Source organism: Arthrobacter sp. MDT1-48-3 (genome assembly GCF_054511015.1).
The window spans coordinates 147,086-163,246 of the sequence record NZ_JBTNDL010000001.1; the positions used below are offsets into that span (position 1 = coordinate 147,086).

14 protein-coding genes are annotated in these 16,161 nt (G+C 70.7%); 8 read left to right on the plus strand and 6 right to left on the minus strand.

Annotation, left to right across the window (positions count from 1 at the left end; all coding sequences use genetic code 11):
• Positions 1–26 precede the first annotated feature (26 nt).
• From ACX80L_RS00695 to ACX80L_RS00705, 3 genes are read left to right on the plus strand one after another with little or no spacing between them, the layout of a single operon-like run.
• Positions 27–1,427 carry an MFS transporter gene (locus ACX80L_RS00695; RefSeq protein WP_459288057.1) on the plus strand — a complete coding sequence of 467 codons (1,401 nt, stop codon included), beginning with the start codon at positions 27–29 and terminating at the stop codon, positions 1,425–1,427.
• 3 nt (positions 1,428–1,430) lie between these two features.
• Positions 1,431–3,593 carry a molybdopterin oxidoreductase family protein gene (locus tag ACX80L_RS00700; RefSeq protein ID WP_459287082.1) on the plus strand — a complete coding sequence of 721 codons (2,163 nt, stop codon included), beginning with the start codon at positions 1,431–1,433 and terminating at the stop codon, positions 3,591–3,593.
• Positions 3,590–5,134 carry an FAD-dependent oxidoreductase gene (locus ACX80L_RS00705; protein ID WP_459287084.1) on the plus strand — a complete coding sequence of 515 codons (1,545 nt, stop codon included), beginning with the start codon at positions 3,590–3,592 and terminating at the stop codon, positions 5,132–5,134. Before ACX80L_RS00700 ends, ACX80L_RS00705 begins: the two co-directional genes overlap by 4 nt.
• Positions 5,135–5,190: 56 nt before the next feature.
• On the opposite strand, the gene ACX80L_RS00710 is transcribed toward ACX80L_RS00705, so the two are convergent.
• The 3 genes from ACX80L_RS00710 to nirB are packed head-to-tail and all read right to left on the minus strand — an operon-like array spanning position 5,191 to position 10,010.
• Positions 5,191–6,312, minus strand: a complete 1,122-nt coding sequence (locus ACX80L_RS00710) for a uroporphyrinogen-III synthase (protein ID WP_459267158.1) — start codon at positions 6,310–6,312, stop codon at positions 5,191–5,193.
• Positions 6,309–7,343: a uroporphyrinogen-III C-methyltransferase gene (gene cobA / locus ACX80L_RS00715; protein WP_133082437.1), complete on the minus strand. Its 1,035-nt coding sequence runs from the start codon at positions 7,341–7,343 to the stop codon at positions 6,309–6,311. The genes ACX80L_RS00710 and cobA overlap by 4 nt, the downstream gene beginning before the upstream one ends.
• Before the next feature lie 3 nt (positions 7,344–7,346).
• On the minus strand, positions 7,347–10,010 hold the full coding sequence (nirB, locus tag ACX80L_RS00720; protein WP_459287086.1) for a nitrite reductase large subunit NirB: 2,664 nt from the start codon (positions 10,008–10,010) through the stop codon (positions 7,347–7,349).
• A gap of 224 nt (positions 10,011–10,234) precedes the next feature.
• On the opposite strand from nirB, the gene nirD reads away from it, so the two are divergent.
• Positions 10,235–10,597, plus strand: a complete 363-nt coding sequence (gene nirD / locus ACX80L_RS00725; protein WP_459287088.1) for a nitrite reductase small subunit NirD — start codon at positions 10,235–10,237, stop codon at positions 10,595–10,597.
• A gap of 18 nt (positions 10,598–10,615) precedes the next feature.
• Positions 10,616–11,425: a sirohydrochlorin chelatase gene (locus tag ACX80L_RS00730; RefSeq protein WP_459287090.1), complete on the plus strand. Its 810-nt coding sequence runs from the start codon at positions 10,616–10,618 to the stop codon at positions 11,423–11,425.
• A gap of 10 nt (positions 11,426–11,435) precedes the next feature.
• Here ACX80L_RS00730 and glmM read toward each other — a convergent pair whose 3' ends face one another.
• The 3 genes from glmM to rplM form a co-directional block, all read right to left on the minus strand.
• Positions 11,436–12,794, minus strand: coding sequence for a phosphoglucosamine mutase (gene glmM, locus ACX80L_RS00735; RefSeq protein WP_459287092.1), 1,359 nt, complete (start codon positions 12,792–12,794; stop codon positions 11,436–11,438).
• Positions 12,795–12,904: 110 nt separating this feature from the next.
• Entirely contained in the window at positions 12,905–13,402 is a 498-nt protein-coding gene (gene rpsI, locus ACX80L_RS00740; RefSeq protein ID WP_133082432.1) for a 30S ribosomal protein S9, read from the minus strand.
• A 40-nt stretch (positions 13,403–13,442) separates the two neighbouring features.
• Complete coding sequence (gene rplM, locus ACX80L_RS00745) at positions 13,443–13,886, minus strand: 50S ribosomal protein L13 (RefSeq protein ID WP_133082581.1); 444 nt, start codon at positions 13,884–13,886, stop codon at positions 13,443–13,445.
• A gap of 543 nt (positions 13,887–14,429) precedes the next feature.
• Here rplM and ACX80L_RS00750 point away from each other — a divergent pair.
• The 3 genes from ACX80L_RS00750 to ACX80L_RS00760 all read left to right on the plus strand — a co-directional run bounded on the left by ACX80L_RS00750 (position 14,430) and on the right by ACX80L_RS00760 (position 16,124).
• On the plus strand, positions 14,430–14,633 hold the full coding sequence (locus tag ACX80L_RS00750) for a Flp family type IVb pilin (protein ID WP_459287094.1): 204 nt from the start codon (positions 14,430–14,432) through the stop codon (positions 14,631–14,633).
• A gap of 79 nt (positions 14,634–14,712) precedes the next feature.
• Positions 14,713–15,108: a TadE/TadG family type IV pilus assembly protein gene (locus ACX80L_RS00755; RefSeq protein ID WP_459287096.1), complete on the plus strand. Its 396-nt coding sequence runs from the start codon at positions 14,713–14,715 to the stop codon at positions 15,106–15,108.
• Positions 15,096–16,124 carry a pilus assembly protein TadG-related protein gene (locus ACX80L_RS00760; RefSeq protein ID WP_459287098.1) on the plus strand — a complete coding sequence of 343 codons (1,029 nt, stop codon included), beginning with the start codon at positions 15,096–15,098 and terminating at the stop codon, positions 16,122–16,124. The genes ACX80L_RS00755 and ACX80L_RS00760 overlap by 13 nt, the downstream gene beginning before the upstream one ends.
• The last annotated feature ends 37 nt before the right edge of the window (positions 16,125–16,161 follow it).

The window sequence follows — 16,161 nt, forward strand, 5'->3', positions numbered from 1 at the left end:
ACCAGCCCCTGGAGGACCCCGTGAGCATCGACGACGCACCAACGCCCACCCTGACCGCAGCCCTCCCCGCGAGCGCGGCGCAGCTGCACCACCGCCCCGGCCGCTGGATCGACAACTGGGACGCCGAGGACACGGCCCAGTGGAACGGTGTCGGCAAGTCCATCGCCCGGCGCAACCTGCAGTGGTCCATCGCCTGCGAGTTCCTCGGCTTCGTGGTCTGGCAGCTGTGGTCCATCGTCGTCGTCTATCTCCCCGCCGCGGGCTTCACGTTCACGACGTCGCAGATCTTCTGGCTGATCTCCATGCCGTCCCTCGTCGGTGCGACGCTCCGCATCCCCTACACCTTCATGGTGCCGAGGTTCGGTGGGAGGAACTGGACGATCATCTCGGCCCTCCTCCTGCTGATCCCGAGCATCGGACTGGCGCTCTGCGTCTCGAACCCGGAGACCCCGTTCGGGGTGATGCTCGCCGTCGCGGCGCTCGCCGGCTTCGGCGGTGGCAACTTCGCCAGCTCGATGGCGAACATCACCTTCTTCTATCCGGCGCGCGAGAAGGGCTGGGCGCTCGGCCTGAATGCCGCGGGCGGCAACCTAGGTGCCGCCGTCGCGCAGCTCGTGGTGCCCATCGCCGTCGTGCTCGGTGCCGCCGCGACCCTGAACCTGCCGCTCGCGGGTTGGATCTGGGTGCCACTGATCCTGGTCGCCGCCTTCGGCGCCTGGAAGTACATGGACAACCTGTCGAGCGCCAAGAGCGACTTCGCGGGGTCCCTGGCAGCGGTCCGCGAACCGCACCTGTGGATCATGGCCCTGCTGTACATCGGCACCTTCGGCTCCTTCATCGGCTTCGCCGGTGTCTTCCCGAAGCTGATCGCCGATACCTTCCCCGCCTTCTCGCAGATCTCCATGGGCCCGGTCACGCTGGGCCTGGCCTTCCTCGGCCCCCTGGTCGGCTCCCTCGCCCGGCCCTTCGGCGGACGCCTGGCCGACCGGTTCGGCGGGGCCCTCATCACGGTGTGCGCCTTCGCCGTCCTGGCCACGATCGCCCTGACCGTCGTCTGGACCCTGCCCCTGGCCAACTTCTGGCTCTTCCTCGGACTGTTCCTCGTCCTGTTCGCCGCTGCCGGGGCCGGGAACGGCGCCACCTACCGCATGATCCCCGTGATCTTCGCCCGGCGGGGAGCCGCAGCCGGATCGGGGGAGTTGCGGGAATCGGTCAGCACGGCCCGCAAGTCGGCAGCGGCGCTCGGACTCATCTCGGCCGTCGGCGCCTACGGCGGTTTCCTCATCCCCCAGGTGCTCAACGCCTCGAAGGGCGCCTCCGGCAGCTATGACGGCGCGTTCTACGGTTTCGTCGGTGGGTACGTCCTGATGCTCGCGGTCACCTGGTTCTGCTACCTCCGCCGCTCCTCGCCGCTCGGCACGGTCTGACCGATGCTGCAGCAGGCCGGCGCCGGGCACGCCACGCACTGCCCCTACTGCGCCCTCCAGTGCGCCATGACCGTGACGCCGGCAGCCGGGGACGACGGCGTGACAGTCACCGGACGCGTCTTCCCCACCAACCGCGGCGGCCTGTGCCGGAAGGGCTGGTCCGCAGCCGAACTGCTCCGGCACCCGGACCGCCTCACCGCGCCCCTGGTCCGGAACGGGGACGGCGACCTGCAGGAAGCGGCGTGGGACGACGTCCTGCAGCTGATCAGCGATCGGGTCCACCGCATCCAGGCGCAGCACGGCCGGGACGCCGTGGCGGTGTTCGGGGGCGGCGGGCTCACCAACGAGAAGGCCTACACGCTCGGCAAGTTCGCCCGGCTCGCGCTGCGCACCTCCCGCATCGACTACAACGGCCGCTTCTGCATGTCCTCTGCGGCAGCGGCCGGGAACCGGGCCTTCGGCGTCGACCGCGGCCTGCCCTTCCCGCTCGCGGACCTCGACGACGCCTCCGTGGTCCTGCTCCTCGGCTCGAACGCGGCCGACACCATGCCCCCGTTCGTCCAGCACCTGCGGGGTGCGCAGTCCGCGGGCGGGCTGGTCGTCGTCGACCCCCGCCGTTCGGCGACGGCGCGGCTCACGGACCAGGGCAGGGGCATCCATCTGCAGCCCACACCGGGCACTGACCTCGTGCTCCTGCTCGGTCTCGCGCATGTCGTGGTCGCGGAGGGCCTCGAGGACGTCCGCTACCTCGCGGCCCGCACGAGCGGGCACGACGACCTCGCACGCGGCCTCGCACGCTGGTGGCCGGAGCGCGTCTCGGGCATCACGGGAGTCCCCGCGGCCGCCATCCGGGCGACGGCGAGACTCCTGGCGCAGGGAGCCCGCAGCGGAGCGGCCGGGGGCCCCGGCGCCTACATCCTCACCGGGCGCGGCATCGAGCAGCACGCGGACGGCACCGACACCACCACCGCCGCCATCAACCTCGCCCTCCTCCTCGGCCTGCCCGGGACCGCGCACAGCGGGTACGGGACGCTCACCGGCCAGGGCAACGGGCAGGGCGGGCGGGAGCACGGGCAGAAGGCGGACCAGTTGCCCGGCTACCGGAAGATCACCGATCCCGTGGCGCGCGCACACGTCGCCGCCGTGTGGGGGGTGCCCGAGGCGGCGATCCCCGGCCCCGGGCTCCCCGCCGTCGAACTCCTCGCCTCCCTCGGTGCCCCGGGCGGTACCCGGTGCCTGTTCGTCCATGGTGCCAACATCGCGGTGTCGGCCCCGGACGCGTCGACGGTGATCGCCGGGCTCCGCTCGCTCGACCTCCTGGTCGTCTCGGACTTCTTCCTGTCGGAGACCGCGGCCATGGCCGACATCGTGCTGCCGGTGCTGCAGTGGGCCGAGGAGGAGGGCACCGTCACCAACCTGGAGGGCCGGGTGCTGCGCCGGCGCGCCGCCGTCCCGCCGCCCCCCGGGGCCCGGAGCGAACTGTGGATCCTGCAGGAGCTCGCCCGGCTGCTGGCGGCTCCGTCCCTGTTCAGCGAGGACCCGGAGACCATGTTCGACGAGCTCGCCCGCGCGAGCGCCGGCGGGATCGCGGACTACTCCGGGCTCGACTACACCGTGCTCGACGGCGAGGAGCCGGCCTACTGGCCCTACCCCGCCGGCAGCACCGGGACCCCCCGCCTGTTCCTCGACGCCTTCGCCCACCCGGCCGGACGCGCCCTGCTGGTCCCCGTCGCGCCACGCCCCGATACGGCCGGTGCGCGCGCTCCGGCCCCCTTGCTCCTGGCCACGGGCCGCCTCCTCGAGCACTACCAGTCAGGAACACAGACCCGGCGCGTCGCGGAACTCCTCGCGGCGCAGCCGGCGGCGCGCCTCCAGCTCCACCCCGCCACGGCGAGGGACCTCGGCGTCGCCCAGGGCGACCCCGTCGTCGTCACGAGCGCCTCCGGCGAGGCCCGTGCGCTGGCGGACCTCACACCGGACATCCGCCAGGACACCGTCTTCCTCGCCTTCCACTACGCGGAGGCGGGCAGCGCGAACCTGCTCACGGGCAGCACCACGGATCCGGTCTCGGGGATGCCCGAGTTCAAGACGACGCCCGTGCGGGTCTCGCCCCTGTCACCGTCCTTCCGTCCCGCAGGCACCGACCGGCTGGAGGCCATCGCATGAGCACCGACGCGAGCACGGACGCGACCACGGACGCGAGCACACCGGAGCGGATCGTCGTGGTGGGTTTCGGGCCCGTTGCGGCTCGTCTCGTCGAGCACCTCGAACCACTCGTCGCCGCCGGCCGCGTGGCCCTGACCGTCGTCGGGCAGGAGGACGACGCCGCCTACAACCGGGTGCTCGTCGCGGACGTGGGCGTCGGCCGCGTCCGGGAAACCGCGATCCGGCTCGCCGACGCGGAGAAGCTGTCGGCCGGAGGCGTCGACGTACGGCTCGGAACGCGCGTGGTCCGGGTGGACAGGCCCTATCGGCGGGTCCTGCTCGCCGACGGACAGGCCCTCGGATACGACCGCCTCGTGCTCGCCACCGGCTCCCGCCCCGTCCTCCCGCGGCTCGCCGGCCTCGACGACGCCGATAGGCTCCCGCCGGGCGTCGGCTTCCTCCGGGACCTCGACGACGCCCGCGCGGTCACCGCCGCCCTGGCCGCACAGCAGCGCATCGTGGTGCTCGGTGGCGGCATCCTCGGCATCGAGGCGGCCCTCGCCGCGGCGGAGGAGGGCGGCCGGGTCACGCTCGTGCACTCCGGACGCTCCCCCATGGAACGGCTCCTCGGGGAGGGCGCCCGGGTCCTGGCAGCGGCACTGACCAGGGCGGGCATCACCGTGGTCGCCGGGACGTCGACAGGCATCCGCCTCACCGACGGTCGCTTCTCCGCGCTCGCCCTCGAGGGCGGGGCCCGGGTGGAGGGAGGTGCCCTCGTGCTCGCCTGCGGAGTGCGGCCGCGCACCGAGCTCGCCGACGGGTGCGACCTGGCGACCGCGGACGGCATCCTCGTGGACCACGACCTGCGGGCCCTCGGCACCGGCGGCGTCTGGGCGATCGGCGACTGCGCCGAGGTCTGCTGCGGGGTCAGCACCTGCGCGGCCTGCACCGGGGCCACCGCTCCCCCGGGCCTCATCGGTCCCGGCTGGCAGCAGGCGGACCAGCTCGGGCTCGCTTTCGCAGCGGAGCTCGCGGGCCTTCCCGTCGCCGCCGCCGGACCTCCCGAGCGGCGCGACGCCGTGCTGGTCCTCAAGGCACGCGGCGTGGACGCCGTCACCGCCGGGGAGACCGACGCCGATCCGTGGACCGTCGCGCCCGGTCTCGCCGTCGCGGTCTGGGCGGACCCCGGGCACGGCCGCTACGCGAAGATGGTCACGCGCGACGGCGTCCTGACGGGCCTCGTCTGCGTGGGCATGCCGCGGACCGGCGCCGAACTGGTCCTGCTCTTCGAGCGCCGGAGCGAACTACCCGCCGACCGGTCGAGCCTGCTCAGCCTGGACAGTGCCGAAGGGGTGCTCGCGGCACTGCCTCCCGGACCGGACGCGACCCTCTGCCGGTGCGCGGGCGTCACCCGCGGCACCGTGCAGGAGTTCGTCGCGGGCGGCTGCTCCTCCGTCCCGGAGGTGTCCGCGGGCACGCGGGCCGGGACGGGCTGCGGCGGCTGCCACGACGACATCCGCTCCGTGATCGAGCACCACTTCGCCGTCGCGGTGGCGTCCTGAACCGCGGCGGGAGGGCGCGGACCCCGCCCGGGTCCGCGTCCGGGTCCGGAAGGGTCCTACACGTGCAGGCGGTACCCCCGCTTCACCACGGTCTCCACCAGGCCCGGGTCGGGCAGGGACTTGCGCAGCCTGTTCACGTTCATGTCGAGCGCATGACCGGCGCCGGTATGGGCCAGCAGCCCGGTCAGTGCGTCACGGCTGAGGACGGCACCGCGAGCGGACAGCAGCGCCTTGAACAGCACGAGCTGAGCGGGTGCTAAATCCACCTGGACCTCGTCCACCCGGACCGACCGGCCCCGCACCTCGACGTAGCCGGACCGCGTCCTGAGCTGCTCCACGTGGTGTTCGGCGAGATGGTCGCAGACCAGCCTGATCAGCGCACCCATCCGGAAACGCTCGGGCACGATCGGCTCGATGCCGGCGTCGATCAGGGGCTGTGCTGTCACCGGTCCCACGGCCGCGGCCAGGACGCTGCGCCGGAACCGCTGGATCAGTTCCTCCTCGAGGCCCTGCTCGGCGGCGGTGCTGAACAGCGCGTCGACGGCGGGCGCACTCGTGAAGGTGACGCAGTCCAGCTGCCCGGCGCAGACGGCGTCGATGAGCCGGGGCAGCCGCTCGGACCCCTCCGGCTTGATCCACCGGTAGGGCGTGACGGTGAGGAGCGTCGCGCCGGACGCCCGGAGCCGTTCCAGCTGATGGGCGTCGGCGTAGGCGTGCAGCTGGACACCGATGGTCAGCCCTGACAGGTCCTGCTGCAGCAGCTCGTCCACGAGCGTGGCCGTGGTCTCGTCCGAACTGATCCCGACGTCGTCGAGTCCCGCCGCCCGCACAGCGCCCCTGGCCTTCGGGCCCCGGACGTAGATCCGGCCTGCCCCGAGCACCTCGAGGAGGTCGTCGCCCAGCCCTGCGGCGTCCGCGGCCTCGAACCACCGGCGCATCCCGTACGCGGTGGTGATGAGGAACAGGTCAGGGCGTGCGGACACCATGGCCGCCGTGTCCGCGAGCAGTTCCACGTCCTCGGCGATGGGCGCGATCTTCAGCGCCGGTGCGTGGAACACCGAGGCGCCGCGCCGCTCGAGCGCGTCGATCAGGTCACCGGAGCGGCGGTCCGAGGTCACGCCGATCCGGAAGCCCGCGAGCTGTCCGCCGGAGCCGTCCAGCCGGATGGCCTCGGTCATGATGCCAGCGATTCGGTCAGCCGGGCGAGGTGTGCCGCGCCGCCCTGCAGGTCCAGACCCACCCGCACCACCTCGCCGATCACGAGCACCGCGGGCGACTGGCACCGTGCGGCGCCGGCCGCCGTGACGATCGTCGAGAGGGTTCCCGCCGTCGTCCGCTGGGACGCGCTGTAGCCGCGCTCGACGACGGCGACCGGCATGTCGGGCCGCATCCCTGCCCTGCCGAGACCGGAGACGAGCTGCGGCAGCGTCGAGACGCCCATCAGGACCACGAGGGTCCCCCCGAGCCCTGCCAGGTGCAGGTGCTCCTCGTCGGTCAGCGGTGCATGGCCGGAGACGACGGTGAACAGATGGCTGACGCCGCGGTGCGTGACGGGGATGCCGGCGGCAGCCGGTACGGAGATCGCCGAGCTGACGCCGGGGATCACGCGGCACGGTACCCGCGCCTGGAGGCACGCGGCGAGTTCCTCGCTGCCGCGGCCGAACACGAACGGATCGCCGCCCTTGAGCCGGACCACGGAGCGACCCGCGAGCGCATGACGCACCAGGAGCTCGTTGATGCCGGACTGCGGGACCCGGTGGTGGCCGGGGAGCTTGCCGACGTCCACCAGCTCCGCTGCGGGGGCCAGCTCCGCGAGCGAGTCCGTCGGGGCGAGCCGGTCGTAGAGCACCACGTCGGCCTCCCGGAGTGCTGCGGCCGCGTCGAGGGTCAGGAGCCCCAGCGCGCCGGGACCGCCGCCCACCAGGGTCACCGATCCGGAGTCCTCGGACGCCGGTTCGGTGCCGAGGAGCGTGCCCGTGCGACGGCACGCGGCCCGGACGGCGTCGGCCAGGGGCTCGGGGAGCCCGTCCACGACGACGGCGAGCGCGGTGCCGTGCAGCACGGCGTCGTCGAATCCGGCCGGCGCGGATCCGGTGCAGGGGACCACGTCGGCTCCTGCCGCCCGGTACCGTGCCACCGCCCTGCGGGCGGCCCGCTCGCCGCCGACGACCACCACGCGCCGGCCTGCCAGATCGAGGTCCAGGTGCACGCTTCAGCCCTCCAGGGTTCCGGTTGCGGTGCGGACGGGGATCGCCGTACCGAGTCCCACGCGGCCGGCTCCGGCCTCGATCTCCGCGGGGGTGGCGGGGCGCTGCTGCCCGCGTTCCTCCACGAGGACGATCGACTGGTCCGCGGCGTCGGGGGCGTTGACGAAGGAACGGAAGCGGCGGAGCCGGTCGGGGTCCTTCAGCGTCGCCGCCCATTCGTCCTCGTAGTGCTCGACGTGCCGGGCCATCGCGGCTTCGAGGTCCTCGGCGATCCCGAGGGAGTCGTTCACGACGACGTCCCGCACGTGGTCGAGGCCGCCCTCGAGGTCGTCCATCCAGCGGGCCGTCCGCTGCATGCGGTCCGCGGTGCGGATGTAGTACATGAGGTACCGGTCGATGTAGCGGATGAGGGTTGCACCGTCGAGGTCCTGCGCGAGCAGCTGCGCGTGGGCGGGCTGGAAGCCGCCGTTGCCGCCGACGTACAGGTTCCAGCCCTGGTCGGTGGCGATCACGCCGACGTCCTTGCTCCGTGCCTCGGCGCACTCCCGGGCACAGCCCGAGACGCCCATCTTGAACTTGTGGGGTGCGCGGAGCCCGCGGTAGCGCAGCTCCAGGTCGATCGCCATGGCGACCGAGTCCTGCACGCCGAACCGGCACCAGGTGGACCCGACGCAGGACTTCACGTTCCGCAGGGCCTTGCCGTAGGCCTGCCCGGACTCGAACCCGGCCTCCACGAGGATCTTCCAGATCTCCGGCAGCTGCTCCAGCCGGGCCCCGAAGAGGTCGATCCTCAGCGCACCGGTCAGCTTGACGTACAGGCCGAACTGCTCGGCGACCTGCGCAATCACGGCGAGCTTCTGGGGCGTGATCTCCCCGCCGGGGATGCGCGGCACCACCGAGTAGGTGCCGTTGCGCTGCATGTTCGCGAGGGCGCGGTCGTTGGTGTCCTGCAGCGTGCCGCGGCCGCCGTCGAGCACGTACTCCCCGCGCTGCGTGGCGAGGATCGAACCGATGGCCGGCTTGCAGATGTCGCAGCCGTGGCCGGCCCTGGCCTCGTCCGTCGCGCCGAAGCGGCCGAGGATGTCCTGGAAGGAGCCGAGGTCGAGGGCCTGGATGGCCTCGAACAGCTCCGGACGCGACATTGCGAAGTGCTCGCAGATGCCCTTCGGGACGGTGCGGCCGGCCTTCGTGAGCTCGGTGTCGAGCAGCTTCTTGAGCATCGGCACGCAGGAGCCGCACTGGGTCCCGGCCCGCGAGCAGGCCTTGAGGGCGGGCAGGTCCAGTGCCGGTTCCGCGGGGCCGCCGTCCTCCCCTCCCCCGTGGACCGCCGAGCGGCAGGCGCCCGCGGTGACGTTGTTGCACGAGCAGAGGATGACGTCGTCGGGCAGTTCCGACGGCGGCGCCTCGCCGCCACCGGCCGAGGACAGGTACGCACCCGGCTCCGCCGGAAGCTCCCGGCCCAGCAGAGGCCGGAGGGCGGAGTAGGGTGCGGCGTCGCCGACGAAGATGCCGCCGAGCAGCGTCTTCGCGTCGTCGGTGACCACGAGCTTCTGGTAGAGCCCGCGCGCCGGGTCCGCGTAGACGATCTCCAGGCTGCCCTCGGTGTCCGCGAGCGCGTCCCCGAAGCTCGCGACCTCCACGCCGGAGAGCTTGAGCTTGGTGGCCGTGTCGAAGCCGGGGAACGTGGACACACCGCCGAGGATCCCGTCGGCGCAGACCTCGGCCATCGCGTTCGCGGGTGCCACGAGGCCCATGCTGACGCCCTCGTAGCTGGCCACCTCGCCGATCGCCCAGACCCCGGGCATCGCGGTCTCGCACGCCGCGCTGATGACGACGCCGCCGCGGGGCGCCACCTCGAGCCCCGCGTGCCGCGCGAGTTCGTCGCGCGGCCGGATGCCCACCGCGAACACCACGAGGTCGGCCGGTAGCACCGCTCCGTCGCTCAGCGCCACACCCGTGACCCGGCCGTCGTCGTCCGTGTCGATGGACGTCGGCGACCCGCCGCAGTGGATGCCCAGCCCCTTGGCCGCGATGAGGCGGCCCAGCGCCTGCCCGCCGCCCTGGTCGAGCTGGGCGTTCATGAGCCAGCCGGCCCGGTTCACCACGGTCGACGCGGCGCCGAGCTGCTGCAGTCCGCCGGCGGCCTCGAGCCCGAGGAGTCCGCCGCCGATGACGACGGCGTGTGGAGTCCTGCCGAGCTCGGCGGCCAGGCGTGCAGTCTCCGAGCGGAGCCACTGGACGTCGTCGAGCGTCCTGTACACCGCGGCGTGCTCCCCGCCCGGCAGGGGCAGCCGCACGGCGTCGGATCCGGTGGCGAGTACGACGTCGTCGTAGGCGTACTTCTCGCCCGACGCGCCGACGACGCACCGTGCGGCGAGGTCCAACCGGACGGCGCGCTCCCCCGTGACGAGCCGGATGGCCGGTTCGCGCCACATGAGCGGCTCGCCGAGGCCGAGGTCGACGTCGTGGAGCAGGGCGCTGCTCAGCGCGACGCGGTCGTAGGGTGCGTGTGGCTCCTCGGTGAGCACGGTGACGGAGAGGCCGTCGGTGCCGCGCCGCCACAGGGCCTCTACGAGCCGGTGGGCTGCCGGCCCGCCCCCGACGACGACGATGCGCCGGTCGGATGCCGGGACGGCGTCGGCGGGCCGGGCTGCTCGGTTCTCGCTCATGGTGTGCCTTCCGTCCGGGGCCGGGGCGGTCCCGCGTCCGGTTCCACCGTACGAAGGGGCAATTACTCCTGTGTGTCGCGGATGTATCGCAAAGTTAACTTCGGGCTCACGGATGGTCGGAGGGGCGGTGAGGCGCAAGTTACCCGGCCGCAACAGCGCCGGGACGCAGGCGACACGTCCGCTGCCTAGCGTTGGTCCCACCGCACACCACCGAGGGGAATGCCATGACCGAACTCGTACTGCAGCGTCCTGCCGCATCCAGCGCCGGCTGGGTCGCGGTCTGCCACCTCGACGACCTCGAGGAATGCTGGGGAGAGGCGGCCCTCGTCGGCCAGGAACAGGTCGCGCTGTTCCGGTTGCCGGGGAACCTGCTCCACGCCGTGGGCAACATCGACCCCCGGACGCGGGCCGCCGTCATGGCGCGGGGCATCGTGGGATCGCGCGGCGCGACGGCGACGATCGCCTCTCCCCTGCACAAGGAGGTCTACGACCTGGCGACCGGGGCGTGCCTCTCCGGAGGGCCGGGTCTGCGTGCGTATCCCGTCCGGTGCGTGGACGGGGTCGTCGAGGTCGGCGTTGCCGCCTGAGGCGCCGCGGGTGCTTCAATGGCTGCCATGACCGCTTCCCCGTCCGGCTCCATCGCGCCCGTCCTGATCGCCTGCTCGCACGGCACCGACAACGCCCAGGGGCGCCTCGAGATCGACGCCGTGCGCTCCGGCATCGAGGCCCTGCGTCCGGGGCTCGAGGTCCTCGAGGCATACGTCGATGTGCAGGAGCCCGATCTCGTGGAGGTCGTCGCGGCACTGCCGCCCGGGCGCACGGCGGTCATCGTCCCCCTGCTGCTCTCCGTCGGCTACCACGTGAAGGTGGACATCGCGCGCGCTGCTGCGGGCAGGCCGGGCACGGTGGCGGCCCTGCCGTTGGGGCCGGATCCGCGCCTGGCCTCCGTGCTGCAGCAGCGGCTGCTCGAAGCGGGCGTATCGGACGACGACCCCGTGGTCCTGGCCGCCGCCGGGTCCTCGGATGCGTGCGCCGCGGAGGATGTCGCCGAGGTGCTGGCCGTCCTCGCCGAGGGCCGCACGGGTCCCGTGCGTGCGGGGTTCGGTTCGAAGGCCTCGCCGTCCGTGCCCGACGCCGTCGCGTCCTACCGCTCGGTCGGGTCGGGGCCTGTGGCCCTGGCCTCCTACCTGCTGGCTCCCGGGTACTTCCACGACCAGTTGGCGAAGGCCGGCGCCGACGTCGTCAGCGCGCCGCTGCTGCCGGATCCGGCGATCGCGGAGATCGCCCTCGACCGGTACGACGACGCCGTGGCGCGCCTGCTCGCGGGTGGTCCGCAGCCGGGGTCCGTATGCCGGCGGCCGTGCCGGGCCCTGGTCCCGACCTGCGTGCGGAGTGCGGCGACCCAGCCGGTCTGACGCGGCGCTGCTACGCGACGGGCTCGAGGGAGAGGCGTTCCTGCACCGTGGCGGCCAGGTCCTCGGCGATGCGCTGCGCCGTGCCGGTGTCGCCCGCCTCGACCATGACGCGCACCACGGGCTCCGTGCCGGACGGGCGCAGCAGCACGCGTCCGGTCTCGCCCAGGATCACCTCGGCCTCGCGGACGGCCTCCTGCACACCCTCGTCCGAGGTGGCCGCCGTGCGGTCCACTCCCTTGACGTTGATGAGCACCTGCGGGAGTTTCGTCATCACGGCCGCGAGTTCCTTGAGGCTCTTGCCGGTCGCGGCCATGCGTGCCGCGAGCTGGAGGCCGGTGAGGACGCCGTCGCCGGTGGTGGCGTACTCCGCGAAGATGACGTGGCCGGACTGCTCGCCGCCGAGGCTGTAGTCGCCGTCGCGCATGCCCTCGAGGACGTAGCGGTCGCCGACGCCGGTCTCCTTGATGGTGATGCCCGCCTCGCGCAGCGCGATCTTCAGTCCGAGGTTGCTCATGACGGTGGCCACGAGCGTGTCCTCCCGGAGCTTCCCGGCATCCCTCATGGCCAGTGCCATGACAGCCATGATCTGGTCGCCGTCGACCACCGTGCCCTCGTGGTCCACCGCGAGGCACCGGTCGGCGTCGCCGTCGTGGGCTATGCCCAGGTCGGCGCCGTGCTCGAGGACGGCGGCCTGGAGCTTCTCGAGGTGGGTGGAGCCGTAGCCGTCGTTGATGTTGACGCCGTCCGGGTCGGCACCGATCACCACGATGTCCGCGCCGGCGTGCCGGAACACCTCCGGGGAACAACCGCTCGCCGCGCCGTGCGCACAGTCGAGGACCACCTTGAGTCCCTCGAGGCGGTGCGGGAGGGTCTGCAGCAGGTGGACCACGTAGCGGTCCTCGGCGTCGGCGAAGCGCTGGATCCTGCCCACGTCGCCGGCCACCGGGCGGTGCCGGGGGTTCGCCATCTCGTCCTCGATGGCGTCCTCAAGCGCGTCGCTGAGCTTCTTGCCGCCACGGGCGAGGAACTTGATGCCGTTGTCCGGGGCCGGGTTGTGCGAGGCGGAGATCATCACGCCGAAGTCCGCGTCGAGGTCGGCCACCAGGAACGCCGCGGCGGGCGTGGGGAGGACTCCCGCGTCGTAGACGTCGACACCGGAACTCGCGAGGCCCGCCTCGACGGCTGCGGCGATGAACTCGCCGCTGATGCGCGGATCACGGGCGATCACCGCGGTGGGCCGGCGGTCACCGGCGACGGCGTTGTGCCCGAGCACGACGGCGGCCGCCTGGGCCAGCTGAAGGGAGAGTTCCGCCGTGATCAGGCCGTTGGCCAGACCGCGCACGCCATCGGTGCCGAATAACTTGCTCATCGTTGATCATCCTAGGTGAAGAACATGACACCACTGAGGTGGGTCCCAACAAGGTTAAAGCACGATGCCCGCCCGGAAGTCCGGACGGGCATCTGCGCGTGTCCCCAGGCTTAGCGCTTGGAGTACTGAGGCGCCTTGCGGGCCTTCTTGAGACCGGCCTTCTTGCGCTCGATGACGCGGGCGTCACGAGTCAGGAAGCCTGCCTTCTTGAGGGCAGGGCGGTTGTTCTCGCGGTCGATCTCGTTGAGCGTCCGTGCGACACCGAGACGGAGGGCGCCGGCCTGGCCGGAGGGTCCACCACCGTGGATGCGTGCGATGACGTCGTAGGCGCCGTCGAGCTCGAGGAGCTTGAACGGGTCATTGACTTCCTGCTGGTGCAGCTTGTTCGGGAAGTAGTCGGCGAGCTCGCGCCCGTTGACGATCCACTTGCCGGTGCCGGGGACGAGGCGCACGCGGGCGACTGCTTCCTTGCGGCGTCCGACCGCTCCGCCGCCGACGGTCAGCGCAGGGCGCTCCTTCGTGGTGGCCTCGCTGGCATCGGTGGACTCTGAGGTGTAGCTCGTGAGCTCCTCAGTGGGTTCATTCAGCTCTTCAGTGTTCTGAGCCACGGTTCTCCTTGAAGTGATTTCTTAGTGTTGGTGGCCAGGACTACTGGGCGACCTGGGTGATTTCGAACGTCTTGGGCTGCTGCGCGGCGTGGGGGTGCTCGGCGCCGCGGTAGACCTTCAGCTTGCCGATCTGCTGTGCTGCCAGCGAGTTCTTGGGGAGCATGCCACGGATGGCCTTCTCGACGGCGCGCTCCGGGTTCTTGTCCAGGAGTTCGACGTAGCTGGTCGACTTCAGGCCGCCCGGGTAACCGGAGTGGCGGTAGGCGCGCTTCTGCTCCAGCTTGGAGCCGGTGAGCGCTACCTTCTCTGCGTTGATGATGATGACGAAATCGCCCATGTCGATATGGGGGGCAAAGGTCGGCTTGTGCTTTCCGCGCAGCAGTGTTGCGGTCTGGCTGGCAAGACGGCCTAGGACTACGTCAGTGGCGTCGATGACGTGCCACTGGCGGGAGATATCGCCTGGCTTCGGGGTGTACGTACGCACGGTGTTGGCCTTCGTTTCTATTTCGGTGTCGCCCGCATCGACGGAGATCTCCGTGCCCGCGGGCTCAGCTTATTCATGCGCTACCGGAACTTCAGGTGAGGGCTGAAATACGACCAGTTATCCCGTAAATCTCGGCTCCGCCCCCGGGCCAGGTGGTTCTGCAACTGAACCGCTCCGTGGGGCGCAGACGTATCGAGCTGGGATACGCACAACGACTACCAAGGTTATCCTGCGCCGTGCCCCAGGTCAAAATGGCCTGCTCCTTCGCCCGTCCGCCGCTTCGCCGGCCGGCGATGCTGCCCAGGGGGGGGGCCGGGCTCGGGTTTGCCGGCGTGCGACGCCGCGCCGGCGCGCACCTGCAGGAAACGGGACAAGCACCGCCAACGGGCAGGGCGAGCGCAGGTTCTGCGCATGCCGGGTACAGGATTGCGTCGATTCTCTCAGGATCGGATCAACTACCGATTCTGCAGGGATTCGGTTGCTAGCTTTCTGGCAGTGCTGGCGCTGGGTCAGCCGTACTTCCGTCCCCTCAGGAGTTTCATCATGATCGCTCACCTCGCAGCTAGCCTGCACACCCTCGGTTTCACCGTCCAGTCCCGCCTCCGCCGTGAGGAGACCGGCGCCACCGCCGTCGAGTACGGCATCATGGTCGCGCTCATTGCTGTGGTCCTCGTCGGCGGCGTCACGCTCTTCGGCGGAGCACTCAATACGTTCTTCAAGGGGCTGTTCGCCCAGCTGACGATCTAGCGGCAACCTTCAGATCAGGCAGAGTAACTCGTTGGGCGGCGGCGCGAAGGCCGCCGCCCAACGTCATTAGGGAGCAATCATGGCGTCGAAGATAAACGAGCGCGGCGCAGTCGCCGTCGAACTCGCCCTGGTTCTCCCGATCCTGATCCTCCTCATGTTCGGCATCATCGAGGTGGGCCGGGCGTACAACGCTCAGGTGACGCTCACGAGTGCTGCGCGCGAAGCCGTCCGGGTTGTCGCGATCGGGAAGAATGACACAGTAGCGATCAACAGGGCGATTACTGCTGCCGACGTGCTCAGCCCGAACCTCACCTCCGCTAACTTCACCGTCACGCGGTCTCCGAGCGGCGCCGCGAACACTTGTCCGGTCAACAGCACCGTCACAGTGACGATCAGGTACACCATGACCACTCTCACCGGAATCGCTACGCCGTTCGCTCTGCGTGGCAAAGGAGTCATGCTGTGCGGTGGCTAACAGGATTTTTCAAGCACTCACGTCGAGACGAAGGTGGCGCAATCAGCGTCATCGTCGCCCTGGTCATGGTCGTTTTGCTTGCCTTCGCGGCCTTGGCCATCGACGTCGGCATGGTCTATGCCGAACGGGCACAGTTGCAAAACGGAGCTGACGCCGCTGCCTTGGCGATGGCCCAGAAATGTTCCCTCGATACAGCCGCCGCCAGCTGTACTGGAGCCCCCGATCTCGCGCGAAATCTCACCAACAAAAATGCACTCGATGATAGAAGCAATATCAAGGGCATCGTGGTCAACAGCTCCCTGCGAAGAGTGACGGTGACCGCCGGGGCCTCGGAGAGTGGACAGTCACCCAACCATGTCTCCCTCATCTTCGCGAAAGCACTCGGACTCGCCTCGACGGAAGTGACAGCATCCTCGACCGCCACCTGGGGTAGCCCGACAGCCGGACCGGCTCCATTCCCCATCACCTTCTCCGAATGCGAGCTCAGGGACGGACCCGGCTGGCAGGTCGTGGAGTACCGCAAAAAATCGGACGGCACGCCGGCCTGCGCCGGAGGTCCCCCTGGCGGGTTCGGCAGCCTTGATCAAATGCCCGGCAAGTGCGAAGCCATGGTTGACATCACGAAGAGCGCCACGGGAAGCAACACCGGCAACAACGGAGCACCCCCGAATTGCAGGAGCCTCCTCGACGAATGGCGGGCCAAGATAGAAGCAGGAGACCCGCCGACAGGACTCTTCCCGATCTACGACAACGTCACCGACAGCGGCAACAACGGGGTCTATCACCTCATCGGCTTCGCCGCATTCGAAGTGCACGGCTGGAAATTCAAGCAGGAGGGCAGTTCGGCCTACCCGGATTCGTTCCGCGACAACTACTACCCGGGCTACAAATGCGACACGGTGAAATGCATCGGCATCATCGGAAAATTCATCAAGATGGTGTCCCTCGACGACGCCTATACGTTCGGCCCCTACAACCCCACGATGGGCACAGCTGTCATCCGGCTGACGCTTTGAGAAAGAGCAGCACATGAAATCCCGCCTTCTGGCCGGC

Bases quoted from the DNA above. Each gene is read 5' to 3' on its own strand.
- ACX80L_RS00700 (WP_459287082.1), top strand. From the start codon at position 1,431: ATGCTGCAGCAGGCCGGCGCCGGGCACGCCACGCACTGCCCCTACTGC.
- ACX80L_RS00705 (WP_459287084.1), top strand. From the start codon at position 3,590: ATGAGCACCGACGCGAGCACGGACGCGACCACGGACGCGAGCACACCG.
- ACX80L_RS00710 (WP_459267158.1), bottom strand. From the start codon at position 6,312: ATGACCGAGGCCATCCGGCTGGACGGCTCCGGCGGACAGCTCGCGGGC.
- nirB (WP_459287086.1), bottom strand. From the start codon at position 10,010: ATGAGCGAGAACCGAGCAGCCCGGCCCGCCGACGCCGTCCCGGCATCC.
- nirD (WP_459287088.1), top strand. From the start codon at position 10,235: ATGACCGAACTCGTACTGCAGCGTCCTGCCGCATCCAGCGCCGGCTGG.
- ACX80L_RS00730 (WP_459287090.1), top strand. From the start codon at position 10,616: ATGGCTGCCATGACCGCTTCCCCGTCCGGCTCCATCGCGCCCGTCCTG.
- glmM (WP_459287092.1), bottom strand. From the start codon at position 12,794: ATGAGCAAGTTATTCGGCACCGATGGCGTGCGCGGTCTGGCCAACGGC.
- ACX80L_RS00750 (WP_459287094.1), top strand. From the start codon at position 14,430: ATGATCGCTCACCTCGCAGCTAGCCTGCACACCCTCGGTTTCACCGTC.
- ACX80L_RS00755 (WP_459287096.1), top strand. From the start codon at position 14,713: ATGGCGTCGAAGATAAACGAGCGCGGCGCAGTCGCCGTCGAACTCGCC.